We start from the raw sequence: 14673 nt of genomic DNA, 5'->3' as shown, positions 1-14673 counted from the left end.
ACCCTAACCCTCCCCTTGTAAAGGGGAGGGAACTGGATTTTTATTGTTTCCCCCCTTGTAAAGGGGGGACTAAGGGGGGTAGCAATGTGATGAAAATTACGGAATACCACTTTTCAACCATCCTCTTAGAACTAATACTAAGAAGCCTAAAAAGACAGAATGATTATTTGAATCATTGAGCCACATAAAATATTGGTTCAGGACAGTTACGCCCAGACACAGCCTCGCCTTCTGATTGCGTAAATTGCCAGGAAGATATCAAGAATGGGTTTAAGTTTTAGTCGCACCTAATAGGGAATCACTATAGTCCATTGATGTCAACTTAAGTTAGAAATAGCTTATGTATTTTCCTCCACACCCGCCCAGAAACGAATTTCCGGGCTAATAACCAAAGTAAACTTTAGTTTACTAAACAATTTAAAAAATTTTCTAGTTATTCAGTCATCTTCAGATGACTTTCGCTATGAGACTGGGAATTTATTCCCCGTCGGACTATGGGTTTTACGTTAAGTTTACACCAGTGACTATAGTCATAGTATATCATAGCTTTTGACGGTGATACTGATGAAACTACTGAATCTCATGAAAATTTAGGAAAAATTCATTTTCTGAACCCTGAATCAGAATTTACAGTTAGATATACTAAACACGGTTGGGACATGGACTTTTACGAAATTACGAAAAACCTAGATTTGTAGGGGTAAAGCAAAAGCTGATATGTATCAACTTAACGTAAAACCCATAGCCCGCAAGATTGGATTATCTTTTGTGTGGAGTTCTCCCAAACAATCTGTTGAGAAGAGCGTTTTAAGTATATTCACGTATGTGGTCAGGGGCTACATCGAAGTATTATGCTAATTTAATTACTTTTAAAGCAGTAATCTCCAACCATGTTTTCATTATAAACATTGAATTATAAAAATATTATAGACAATTGATTTTTTTTTTATACAATTAAGATTAGATCCAATTAATTAGGTCATTAACCTAACTTACCATCATGCCTTCTTCCTCAACTATCAGTAGGAAATATACAGGTGGTGTCAGCGGCATCTCCAACAACAACACCACACTTGCATTTACAACCGGGAATTATCTAATCACTGCTACAGGCACTACTAACGGCATCTTGAACAGCGGCACTATTCAATTTAACAGTGGTAACGATAAAATCACCGCGACAGGTGGTAGTTACGGCATCTTGAACAGTGGCACTATTCAATTCGGCGATGGTAACGATAGTGTCACTGCTACAGGTAGTTACGGCATCTTGAACAGTGGCACTATTCAATTCGGCAATGGTAATAATAAAATCACTGCTACAGGTAGTATTTACGGCATCTTGAACAGTGGCACTATTCAATTCGGCAATGGTAACAATAAAATCACCGCTACAGGCAGTAGTTCCTACGGCATCCAGAACAACGGCACTATTCAATTCGGCACTGGTAACGATAACATCACTGCTACGGGTAGTCTTGGTCTATTAAACAACGGCAGCATTCAATTTGGTACTGGTAACGATAGTATAACGGCTAAGGGTAGTAGTTCCTACGGCATTGAGAACTATGGCACTATTCAATTCAGTGGTGGTAACGATAGTATAACTGCTATAAGTAGTAGTTCCTACGGCATCTTGAACAGTGGCACTATTCAATTTGACAATGGTAGCTCTACTAGCGTTGACACTATCACTGCTACAGGTGGTAGTTACGGCATCTATAACAACAGCGGTGCTATTCAATTCAGCGATGGTAACGGTAACATCATCGCTACAGGTGGTAGTTACGGCATCGGGAACTATGGCGTTGATAGTCGTTACACCAGCGGCGGCACTATTCTATCCGGTAATGGTAACGATAACATCACTGCGAAAGGTGGTAGTTACGGTATTGACAACGAGGGCATTATTGACCTCGGCGGTGGTAACAATACCATCACTGCGACAGGTGGTACTTACAGCACCTCCACCAGCACTACTCAATCTTCAAATAGTGGCTCTAATAACTCTGGCAGCGGTTGTAACGAGGACGACGAGGACGACGACGACCGATACAGCAGTAGTCGGTCTTCAAGTAGTAGATATGGTCGCTCTACCAGAGGTCGTGACGACGACGACGACAGACGCAGTAGTCAAGGTTGCGGCGATGATGATGACAGATCATCTAATAACAGTTCTAATAGCAGTGGCTCTAATAACGTTACTACTACTACCTTTACTATTACAGGCAATGGTGCTGGCATCCAAAACAGCGGCACTATTCAATCCGGTAGTGGTAACGATATCATCACCGCTATCGGTGGTCTTTACGGCATCCAGAACAGCGGTAGTATTCTACTAGGCGATGGTAACAATACCATCACTGCGACAGGTGGTAGCTACAGCGTCTCGACCCGCACTACTCAATCTTCAAATAGTAGCTCTAGCGGAGGTTGTGACGACCACGAAGACGACGACCACGATTACAGCCGGAATAGTCAATCTTCAAGTGGTAGATATAGCTCTTCCAGCGGTCGTAACAACGACGATAGCCGCAGTGGTCAAGGTTGCAATGATAGCTCTTCCAGAGATTGTGACGACGACAACCGGAACAGTCAATCTTCAAATAGTAGCTCTAATAAAGTTACTACTACTACCGTTACTACTACAGGCGATGGTGTTGGCATTGGCATCCAGAACGCGAACACTGGCACTATTCAATTCGGCATTGGTGACGATAGTATAACGGCTAAAGGTGGTCTTTACGGCATCCAGAACAGCGGCACTATTGACCTTAGCGATGGTAAGAATACTATCACTGCTACAGGTGGTACTTACAGCGTCTCGACCAGCACTACTCAATCTTCAAATAGTAGCTCTAATAGCTCTAGCGGAGATCGTGACGACGATTACGAAGACGACGACCACGATTACAGCCGGAATAGTCAATCTTCAAGTGGTAGATATAGCTCTAGCAACGGTCGCGACGACGACAGCCGCAGTGGTCAAGGTTGTAATGATAGCTCTGATGAAGGTAGCTCCAATAACGTTACTACTACTACCGTTACTACTGGCAATGGTGTTGGTATTGGCATCCAGAACGCGAACACTGGCACTATTCAATTCGGCATTGGTAGCGATAACATCACTGCTACAGGTGGTCTTTACGGCATCGAGAACAAGGGTAATATTAACCTCGGCAGTGGTGACGATAGTATCACTGCTACAGGTGGTACTCAAGGCATCTATAACGATGGTACTATTAACCTCGGCGATGGTAACGATAGTATTACTGCTATAAATGGATTCTCCGGTAGTGGTTATGTTCTTTTAGGAGCCGGTAACGACGTTGTATCGGGTTTTGGTACGGGATACTTTGTTGGTGGGGACGGTGTGGACACCTTGAAATTATCTAGTAGTAGCTATACTCTTGGTTCTACAACTGTTAATAATGAGAATTTTGTGACAGTTACGCAAGGTGCTACAACTATGAATGTATTTGGTTTTACTAACTTAATCGTTGGCAACCAATCCTATTCTTTTAGTAGTCTATCTAGCACTCAAGTAATAACTGCGTAGTATAAATTCTTTAGCAAAAATTCCTTTCTGAATACCGTCAAACCACGCAATTTATTATGTCAGGATTTTGCGAAGTTTGGCGATTTTTTATGCTGAAGTTCCCCTTGCTATCCTACTGCTAATGCTGGGTTTCACTGCGTTCGACTCAACCTTGTATCTTAGAGGAAGTGGTAGAGTGGTAGACCGTCCCAACCTTAGTCAGAAAAGACCGTTTTGTAGTAAGTATCACCGTTGGAGGGTTTTGGTGGGAAGTACCCGCACCACAAGAAACTTTTAGGAATTTTGTTAATTGGAAGTCTCTTAATTCAAGGATTTTCACGTTGTTATTTATTATCACATTCACGAACCAGTATCCTAGATTTTCTCATACCTTAGATAGATATATAAGCAGGGAATCATTAATATAGTGAGGGTCAGAAAGTTTATGCCCATCATGTAGGTGTTAAGACGGTTATCAGGTATGTATCGCAAACGTCAGTTATCAAAAATCTTCACCAAATTGATTCGGCGGTTTTTGACCCACTCAAAAAAACAAATTATTTGGTTACTGTGGACTACTTTCGGTACTCGGAAACAATGGAAAGTAACAACCGCAGGTTTCGTATTACCGACAGTGGCAATGGTCTCAATGGTAGTAGTATTATTGACCACTACTATTATGTTACGTTCCTTTGACCGAGCCAAAAATGCTAGTAATGTCCGCATTAACGAAATTGTACTTAGTGCTGCTATTCCAGCAATTGATCGCAGTCGAGCTAAAATCAACAAACTCTTTGAAGATATATCATTACCAAAAATCACCCCCACAGACGCAGAATTATATAAAGTTCTTGATGACATAAACAATATAGACAACATTAATAAATACACCTTTGCAGACGAAACCAAACTGCAAATAAGTTTTGATATTAGTGGCAATAGTATAATTGAGCAACCTACTACAAATACATCATTATATGATAACGAAACAGTAAATACAGCCTGGAAATTTCCTGTTGATACTGACAATAATGGGAAATTTGATAGTTACACTCTCTATGGCATTTTGTTTAGAACTCCCAGAAATATTAGTGGTAAATATGCACGAGCGAGAAACCGCTTAGAAGCCAGAACTTCACCAATGGTCAAAGGAATTTTAGATGCTAATTGCACCACAAATAACAACCCAATATTGGTCGGTAATACAGGTTGGATTAAACAAAATAATGAGCTAAAAAAATCCTTTTTTGTTTATACAGCTACAGTACCAATTATAACTTTGCCTAGTGATACTACCAATTATGAGAAATATCAAGGCAGTAAAGGTTTTGCCGCCCTAGAATATCAACAAGACCGCATCCAAATACCACCCAGTAACATTGCTATTTATAACGATGATCTAGAAATTAATCCCGATACAGCCCTAAATCTTAATGGTGGAATATTTACTAATAGTAATTTTTTAACAGGTGGTTCTGGTCAAGTTCAATTATATCAAATCAGTAGTAAAGAATCCTGTTATTACAAATCTAAAAATTCTAAAATTATCGTCGGTGGAAATTTAGGAGCAGGTGGTTTTAAAAGTGCAGGAACTACCACAACTAAAGTTGATTTATTCAAAGGTACCACTACTAATCCTGCTGCTTCTACATGGGAGGCATCTGTTACTAACAGTTCTAGTAACCTCATGTACAATAACCTCGCTTATATAAATCGGATTAATAAACTGATTGCTAGTCAATTTGCTAATGCTATTAGTAGTGATCCATCCGAAGTAAAAACAGGTATTGAAAATAAAAAACAAGATTTAGGTTTATCCAGTTTCACAACAGCGGAATTTGATGCAATTCGTCGTCAACAATTACAGCTTTATTTCCAAAAACGGACTCGTCGCGTACCTTATCAAGAGGTTAATTTTGCCAGTACAGAGACATTTCCTGCTAATGTACTTCAAGGTAGTGGTGATAAATTGCGTCCCATTGATAAATGGATGTATGCCACAGATCCCAGTGATGGTAAAACAGGGACAGGCTACAGTACATTAACTTTAAATGCTACGGGTACATCTCTACAACCACAAGCTACAGAACCACAGGCACTTAAAAATACTGGTGGTGTAGAAACTACGTTAGGTGACAGAGTTATAGTTAGCAATAACTTATCGGAAATCTGGTGGGATACAACCGCAGCAACATCTTCAGGAAATAATGTTCCTGAACAATGGTGGAATACAAGTAACAACCCCAAGGGATTTTTAGGGAATAGTATTACCCATGCACAAGAAATTAGTGGGATTAAATGGAATGCAGGGGATACAACTAAAACTCGGACAAGACAATCTTTTGTGCAAACAGAACCATTAGCAAATTTAGCAGATACAGGTAGAGATGGTGCATGGGAATTAGACGCAGCTAAAATTCCCAAAGATATTACAGAACCGGTGGGTGGTTTGCGAGTTGTTACAGGTGCAGGAGTATATCTGAGTGCAGCAGATACTACAACTACCGTCAACAGCACAGTTAAAGAAATATGGTCAGATACTCTGCCAGTTCCTGGGACTGCACCAACGACAAAAACCATTGCCCCATACTATCTATATGATTCTTCCATTACATATAAATGGCGTGAGATCACCAATGCTAATACACCATATTTGAAAATGCGGGCTACAGCAGTATATCATTACAAATCTGCTAACTATAACGCTAAAATACCTACTCCTATAGCTTGTGTGAGTAGTTTTTATGTTCCTACCAACAGCACTACTGCCAAAAATCTCACAGGACTGCCTTGGAATGTTGCTACGGGTGGACTATCCAATAATGGCATAGTTTATCCTGCACCTACATCTACTAAAGGTGAGAGTCATTATGCTAAAGTCTTAAACTATCTATCTCAATTAACTTATCCCAATGGGCGATTAATAGATGATGGCTTACTGGTCAAAGCATTAGCAAAAACAGCAAACCGGACTATTTCTGAACAGTCTACTATTGATGCTCAAATCTGCGCCCTACAAATTCTGGATGGTACTATTAGTCCCAGTAATTCCGTCATTCCTCATGGTGCAATTTATGAAACATCATTATTGGACTCCAGGGAAATTGTCCGTAATAGTTCATCTAATAATACAACCTATGATTATCCCATCATAAACAGACAACCTTTAGAAATTCGGGCTACTGTGTTGGACCTTAACCAACTGCGAACAAAAACCATTGGTACTTCCTCACCATCGCAAGAATACTTATTACCTAGTAGTGGTATTATCTACGCAACTCGTAATGATGCTTTACTAGATGCGTCTGGTACATCAGGCATACAAACAGACGCGCAAAAATTAGTAAGTCCTGTTGACCATATTCTTGATTCTACTCGTCGTCCCAATGCAATTATGCTCATCAATGGAAGCAAACTAGGACGGGGAACAACAAATACTTACCGAGAAGAAGAAAAAGGTTTAATTTTAGCCAGTAATTTGCCCGTATACATTAAAGGTAACTTTAATCTCCATACTCAAGAGGAATTTACACAAACTCTAGCAAATGACTGGAATAATTTTTACACTCGTACTAGCACCAACCTTAATCCTAACTTTGCTTGTCGTTCTGGTAATCCTCAACTACCCAATTGTCCTACTGGGGATGAATGGCGACCTGCAACAGTGTTAGGTGATGCTGTTACCTTGCTTTCTGGCAACTTTAGAGAAGGTTTTCGTGATGAAGGAGATTATGACTGGAACAATAGTCTAGTTGGTACACCAGCGCCAGGGTTTTCCGCAGTTAATTTCTTTGGTGCAAATGGTAAATGGGCTGATATAAATAATTCTGGTTTTCCTAAAGACTTTGATACAGCCACAACAGGATACCAAGGTAGTTCCTATGTAAATAACTTTGTCACACCACTGGTGAGGATGATACCAGCCAGACAGTATGCTTATGAAATTTGTAGTTCAGCAGTGAAAGACGAATGTTTTTGTAGTGCAACGAATACCACTGCTCAATGTGCTGTCAAAACTAAACGCTGGACAATAAATAATGTTGCTTTCAATGGATATAACAGTTCTAGCGGAAATTCAAATGGTTGGGAAGCATTACCATTTAAGCGGCTGGCTTTGAAACGTAATTTAACTACCACGTTGCTAACTACTCCTCTAACTATCTACGGAATTCCTGCCAGTGGCAATAAACTAGCAGAATATCCAGTAGGTGGCACAACCTCACCAGCACTAGCCCTAGACTCCAGTGGTAATCAATTTCTTGTTCCTTGGTTGCTACCCAATAGTAGTAATGTATTTGAACCAGTTTTACAAATCCAAAAACCCTTTGCCACTGAAACTGACTCTACTAACACTACAGTCATAAGTAGTGTGACTAATACATCAAAAACACCAAAAGAGAATCAAGATAGTAGGAACTGGTTGCAGCCAGTATTAGCAGACACTACTTTTAACTTGAATGTCGCCGCAGGAGATAGTCCTGCCCGTCCAACAGAAGATAATGGTGGTTTACAAAACTTTACCCGGTTTATGGAGAATTGGGCATCTTCTCATGGTCAAAAAACAGCAAAGATTTCTGGTTCTTTTATCCAGTTGAAAAAAAGCACTTATGCTACGGGAACATATAACGTCAATGTGGGAGCAAGTAGCATTGTATATGCTATTGTGACTGATAGTGGTGCAACTACAGGTTATCTTCCTCCTAGGAGAAATTGGAGTTATGATGTCGCGCTTTTATCCCAATCTCCCGACAGATTCGCTAGTAAATTGGTACTCACATCACCTGATTTACCAGATGAGTATTTCCGGGAAGTTGGCAAAGATGATAAATGGGTAGAGACTTTGTTATGTGCTAAAACGACCAATTCCGGTACTCCCTACGCCCTAGCTCAAAATCAACGCCCTTCTACCTGTAAATAATGAAACCCAAATCACAATCCAAAACATTATTTTACCGTGATTCCGGCTTTACAATTATTGAATCACTCATAGCTATGGTTGTAGTTAGTATTCTCCTAGTATCTATCACTCCTATCTTAGTCCTGTCGACAGCTATTCGTGTTCAATCCCGGCGCGTAGAAAAAGCAACTCAGGCTGCAAATACTTTTATTGATGGTATTAAAACTGGTTCAATTGTTACGGGTTCAAGTACAGCACCAAGTAAAAAAATTACTTTAGACCCGACAACGGTCAGAACTTCCGCAGATTATCTAATTGGTATCACACAAATGCCAGTTCCTAAAAGCAAAAGCGATGTAGATGTAAACTTGTATCTCTTGAAAGAAGATGGAAATACTTGTATAGCCAGTGATTCAGCTTGTCAACCAGACCATACAAATCTATTCAACGAGTTTTATGTTCAAGCTATGCCCATAATCGTTAATGGTATTCATCCAAAAACCAGTGGTTATCGTCTAGCAGTTCGGGTTTATCGCTCAGATGTTGATTTTAGTAAGCCTCTTTTAGCGAGTACAAGTAATGCCAAAAAAGTAGCTTCATCTGTTGTGTCTGGTATAGGTAATCAGCAAACACCATTAATAGAAAGAACTGTTGATATTGCCCACAGTAATACTACATTTCAGGCTCTATGTTACCGACTTGGACTGGGAAAAAATCAGAATGGTAATAATCAATTTTGTCAATAAATTGCGGCTCTACCGTTCCCTTTATCTAAGAGGATGTTTGAAAAGTTTTTAATGTATAAATAAACCCCTTTGGTAAACCTCTCCAGTATTAAATGTTATTCCTTTTCCCTCTCCTAAGAGGAGAGGTTTTGAAACCCCCCATTCCAGCTAAAAAAGTTTTTTCCTTTTCCTTCTCCTTTTACAGCAATTCTCGTTTTCACGAAATTACAGTCATTGCAAGGGAAGGGAAGCAATCACAACCCTATCTAAGAGGATGTTTTAAAAGTATTAGATGAAACCGATAATCTCCAAAAACCTAACCCCCCTGCCCCCTTCCCTACGAGGGAAGGGGGTTTTCAAAGCCTCTCCCCGCTTCGGGGAGAGGTTTGGAGAGGGGTTTGTTTATACATTAAAAACTTCTCAAACACCCTCTAAGTAATTGGACAAAAATATTTACAGTCATTGCGAGGGAAGGGAAGCAATCACAACCCTATTTAAGTAATTGGACAAAAATATTTACAGTCATTGCGAGGGAAGGGAAGCAATCACAACCCTATCTAAGTAATTGGACAAAAATATTTACAGTCATTGCGAGGGAAGGGAAGCAATCACAACCCTATTTAAGTAATTGGACAAAAATATTTACAGTCATTTCGATTCGTTCCATTCCCAATCAATACTGTTCGGTTAACGAAAATTTCTACGTAAACAACCTATTGTATAAAACCAACAAATCATTGAAAATGTTGGGTTTCGTTCCTCAACCCAACCTACGTATTTTTGTTTTTTAGTCTTAACCGAACAGTATTGCATTCCCAATGACATTGTGTAATTAATTCTGTCTCACTACTTACTCCTGCTAATGTTGGGTTATGCCTTCGGCTCCCGTAAGGGATACACTTCGTTCAACCCAACCTACATTAAATTAAAAGGTGAAATTAGATGATGATGAAAATGCTGAAATTGATCCTTGTAAATCAAATCAAAGTTTCTAGATTTATCCATAAATCTGGCGGTTTTACGCTCATTGAATTATTGGTAGCTTTGGTAATTGCATTTTTGATTATTGCACCATTATTCAACTTTATGATTAGTATCATAACCGCAGAGAGAGATGAACAAGCTAAGGCAAATTCTGACTTAGAAATTCAAACTGCACTTAATTATATTTCTCGTGATTTACAACAGGCTGTTTATATTTATGATGCTGCTGGTATTAATGCTATAAAAGCTCAAATGGCTTACCAAAGTGATAATACTAAAACTCCTATATTGGTTTTTTGGAAACGGGAATTAGTTAGTGGTGTAGTTCCCACTGCATCAGGAAATGATGATACTTTTGTCTATTCCTTAGTTGTTTATTATTTAATCAAAGATAGTAATACAACTTGGTCAAAAGCGGCTCGTATTGGTAGATGGCAAATTAAAGATGGTGTAGAACTTTCTAGTGGTGTAATTTGTACCGGATATGATAATAAAAAGTATGTTAATAACAAGAATTGTCCCAGTCCAGGTTTTGCTCCATTTCATGATTATTTTCAAGACTCTGATAGTTTAGAAATAGGAATGAACAAATGGAAGAAAAAACCTGAAATTACTTATACTGCTGATGCTATAGTGTTGATTGATTATGTAGATCAAACTACAGATTCGCCACCAGCAGCTACTTGTCCTAGTGATATCGCAGCTACAACTACAACACAGGGAATTACTTGGTCAGCAATTAAGTCAACGAGTATGACTGGTTTTTATGCCTGTGTAGATAGAGCGAATACAACAGTGCAGGTATTTATTCGAGGCAATACCCTGGCTCGTATTTATAATAGTGAAAATGCAATCAAATATACAGAGACTAGAAAAAAATTTTTTCCTACAACCATTGTGAGAGTGCAAGGACGGGGATTTTTATATAAATAAAGATATCAACTAATTAGTAGCTATAAAAAATCAAATATCAGTAAAAAACCGCTATGTAAAAAGGCATTATATATAGCAACATATATATAGCAATTCCCAAGCTAAAAAATACACCCCACCCGCGCCGTCGCGTATCCTCCCCTTGGTAAGTGGAGGGTTGGTGAGGCAATACTTGTCGGTTAAGGAAATGTAGGTTGGGTTGAGCGACAGCCAAACCCAACAAAATCCTTGATAATGTTGAGTTATGGCTGATGCCTCCGGCGATAGCGAAGCGCTGCTGCAAGCAGTTCGCATGGGATACGTAAACGTTCCCCAACCTACCGGATAATAACTTTTTAGGCTTAACGGAGCAGTATTGGTTGGGGAACGGAATTTTGTATCTCATTAGAGTGGGTTAAACCAGTGCTTTTAAGATAGTTACCGACTTCTAACATTGTCATTCGCGCCAGCGTGCCGGAGGCATCTAGCTAACATTACCCCAGAAATGGGAGGCTCTTCGGAGCAAAATATTATGTCCAAAGTATTTGTTTTAGACACTGAAAAAAGACCACTAGTACCGCAAGGCGGAAGTCAAAAGTCAAAAGTCAAAATGAAGACATCCTGGAGGTTTAGATGATTTATTTATTAAATAGGCGATTTCAGGATGGGTTTACTTTAATAGAAATGATTGCGGTGGTGTTAATGATAGGGATATTATCAGCGATAGTTGCACCAAACTGGTTAGCGTTTATGAAAACTCGCAACTTAAATGTTGCCCAAGATCAAGTTTATCGAGCCATGCGTGAAGCCCAAAGCCAAGCCAGAAAGGAAAAGTTAACTTACCAAGTTAGTTTTCGAGAACAAAATAATATTGTGCAATGGGCAATTCATCCGGCTACAATTAACCCATCTAATGCTCAATGGAACGACTTAGATACTAGTGTGAGTTTAGATTCAGAAACCACATTAGAAGAAGTAGCTAATGGTGTGAGACTAGTCCGATTTGATTACATAGGTAGTGTAAAAGTTCCATTAGGACAAATCACCTTATCTAGTAAGTCTGGTGGCAAAGCAAAGCGCTGTGTTATTGTTTCTAATATATTAGGTGCAATGCGAACCGCAAAGGAAAATAGTAAACCTGAAAGTAGTAAATATTGCTATTGATTTAGGAATGATACTCGGATACCCGACTTGTTAAAAAAGTCGGGTATCTATGACACTTCATTAAAAAAACACTAAGTAGGTGAACACAATAAAACCAAACTGTGTAAAGAAACGTAAAATCGCCCAAACCCTCTTCACTCTTGCCTCTTGCATGAGTGCCTTGCCATAACGACAATTTTCAACGCCAACCTACTTATATGATAGAGCAAGTTATTGCGGCTTTTGAACGGAAAGATTATCAAACAGCAGCCAAATTAATCCAACAAATGTTGGTAGAGTCCCCGGATAATCCTTGGGTACAATTGTATTTTGGTAAGTTAAAAGAAGTTTCTCATCAATTCCCAGAAGCTGAAAAAGTATATCGTCAATTACTCCGCACCACGACTCATAGTAAAATTATTTCTCAAGCTCGTCAAGGTTTACAGCGATTACAAGAAGTTAAACAAGAAGAAAAACAAAGAGCTATAGTTAAATCTATATCTGCACCTCATAACAATGAACTGGGAATATTAGTTTTAGAACCGATTAATAATGAACTCAAAACCAGCGCCGCCAGCAATTTTGCCCAAATTATGCAAGTAGACGTTTACACAGCAAGAATGATATTACCTAGCCAAAATTGGCGAGTTTATCGCATTGCTCAAGTCGGAGAATTAGCATTCTATGGAACACAATTACAACAGGCTGGTATTCCCTGTTTTTGGGTAAGAATTCCCCAAATTCAACAGATTCAAGTATTTCAAGTTAAACATTTATCAATAAATAAATCTCAAATCAAGGTAGTTTGTCAAAATGAAGCAAATCAAACTGGTTCGATGAGATTTGATTTATCAGAAGTTACTAATAGAGTAATGGGACTTTTACCACTTTTTGAGCAAGTTATAGATGTTAATGCTAGAGGTCAACTAGAACGAAAAACTAAAACTCAAGATTATGCTCAATTTTGTGATTTACATCTACCAAATAGACGGAGTATTTTGCGAATTTATGATCAAGGCTATGAATTTCAACAAGGTTTAGACTCTCAATCTCAAGCTAACCATAATACTATAAGAATAAACTGGAATAATCTAATGGTATGGATTGAGAAACAGTTACCTGAAGTTAAGGTGTGGTCAGATTTTCAACCCTTTGCACAAATAGTTATAGACCAAACGGACATCCTCAAACAAATCCCATCTCAGATTAATCTATTTCGTAGAGAACAAAGTAATTGGGATGCAGCTTTTCATTTATATAGTGGGATTATCTTTACTAAAAATGCTTCGTAGGGTGGTTGACAGTATTGGAGATTATAAATCGCTACTATAAGTAATTGGACAAAAATATTTACAGTCATTGCGAGCGAAGGGAAGCAATCACAACCCTTGGAATTGCTTCATTTCACTTCGTTCCATATGGCTAACGCCACGCAACGCTTACGCAATGACATTGTGTAACTAATTCTATCTCACTACTTACAAACAAAGTCCACGCAGGTGGACTAATGCAAAATTAGTTTTATCTGTATATACTCAAAACGGTTTGATTGTTTGATTCTAAACGTAGGGGTTTAGCAAGAGCTTCATAGGTGTCAACTTAAGCTCAAATCCCTACCACATCTCGTTCCTAGTCTCTGACTAGGAATGCAGTTGATGAGGCTCTGCCTCTAATATCATTGAAGGCAGAGCCTTCTAGAATTCATTCCCAGTCAGAGCAGGGGAATGAGATGACTTGAGTTCTTTGCGGGATAGAGGTTTTACGTTAAGTTGACACCATTAAGCTTTTGCTTTACCCCTACACATCTGGGTTCTTTGTCATTAGACATCTCCGGTAAAGATTGTAGAGACGTTCCATGGAACGTCTCTACAGGGGTTTCATGTCACGCATATTTAATTTTCACCAGATGTCTATTTGGCAAAAGTTTAAATCTCACCCGTGTTTAGTATAGCCCCGATTTATGATCGTTTTGATACTTATCCGGGAGTTTTAACTTGACTTGCCATATCTAAAAAGACATTCATATTTACGCCGGGACGACGACGAGGACTATTGGTAGGAATGAGATATTTGGTGGCAAAATTGGTTTCAGTGGGGACTGATATTTTAACAGGTTCGGGCTTAGTCACTTTTACTGCTGCCGGTGTAGCTTTTGGTTCAACTTTTGGTGTAGGTTGTGCTGCTACTGTTGCTGGAGATTGAGTAACATTAGCTTCTTCCTTTAGTTCTAAGTAGTAGCTATTACCCTTGTTGCTAAACAATCCAGTAATAAAACCCACAATACCCGCAATGATATTTTTGATAAAGCCCATAAAAAATGCTCCTGGTTTGAATAGTTGGGACTGTTACCGAAATTGTTAAAAATTACGGTGTAATATTAAATTTGATGGCGTTATCTGCGGTCAATCGTTAAACCTCATGTTTGCTGATGAAAAGCCTATAATTACTACTGGCAAGTATTTGTAGGTCTTTTT

The 14673-nt window shown here is 39.0% G+C and carries 7 protein-coding genes; 6 read left to right on the top strand and 1 reads right to left on the bottom strand.

The window, feature by feature from the left end; genetic code table 11:
* Positions 1 to 1000 precede the first annotated feature (1000 nt).
* The 6 genes from IQ228_RS08805 (at position 1001) to IQ228_RS08780 (ending at position 13491) form a co-directional block, all read left to right on the top strand.
* On the top strand, positions 1001 to 3559 hold the full coding sequence (locus IQ228_RS08805) for a hypothetical protein (protein ID WP_193962671.1): 2559 nt from the start codon (positions 1001 to 1003) through the stop codon (positions 3557 to 3559).
* A gap of 460 nt (positions 3560 to 4019) precedes the next feature.
* Positions 4020 to 8456, top strand: coding sequence for a hormogonium polysaccharide biosynthesis protein HpsA (gene hpsA / locus IQ228_RS08800; protein WP_193962670.1), 4437 nt, complete (start codon positions 4020 to 4022; stop codon positions 8454 to 8456).
* Positions 8456 to 9181, top strand: a complete 726-nt coding sequence (hpsB, locus tag IQ228_RS08795) for a hormogonium polysaccharide secretion pseudopilin HpsB (protein ID WP_193962669.1) — start codon at positions 8456 to 8458, stop codon at positions 9179 to 9181. The genes hpsA and hpsB overlap by 1 nt, the downstream gene beginning before the upstream one ends.
* Before the next feature lie 933 nt (positions 9182 to 10114).
* Positions 10115 to 11077 (top strand): hormogonium polysaccharide secretion pseudopilin HpsC, encoded by a 963-nt coding sequence (gene hpsC, locus IQ228_RS08790; protein ID WP_370566852.1) that lies wholly within the window; start codon positions 10115 to 10117, stop codon positions 11075 to 11077.
* 612 nt (positions 11078 to 11689) lie between these two features.
* Positions 11690 to 12220 (top strand): type II secretion system protein, encoded by a 531-nt coding sequence (locus tag IQ228_RS08785; protein ID WP_193962668.1) that lies wholly within the window; start codon positions 11690 to 11692, stop codon positions 12218 to 12220.
* Between the two features lie 197 nt (positions 12221 to 12417).
* Positions 12418 to 13491, top strand: a complete 1074-nt coding sequence (locus IQ228_RS08780; RefSeq protein ID WP_193962667.1) for a tetratricopeptide repeat protein — start codon at positions 12418 to 12420, stop codon at positions 13489 to 13491.
* Between the two features lie 684 nt (positions 13492 to 14175).
* Here the strand turns inward: IQ228_RS08780 and IQ228_RS08775 are convergent.
* On the bottom strand, positions 14176 to 14511 hold the full coding sequence (locus tag IQ228_RS08775; RefSeq protein WP_027403273.1) for a hypothetical protein: 336 nt from the start codon (positions 14509 to 14511) through the stop codon (positions 14176 to 14178).
* Positions 14512 to 14673: the final 162 nt, after the last annotated feature.

Source organism: Dolichospermum sp. LEGE 00246, from assembly GCF_015207865.1.
Classification (GTDB): Bacteria; Cyanobacteriota; Cyanobacteriia; order Cyanobacteriales; family Nostocaceae; genus Dolichospermum; species Dolichospermum heterosporum.
Note: the sequence above shows the minus strand (reverse complement) of the source record. Positions and strands in the feature narration are given on the sequence as shown.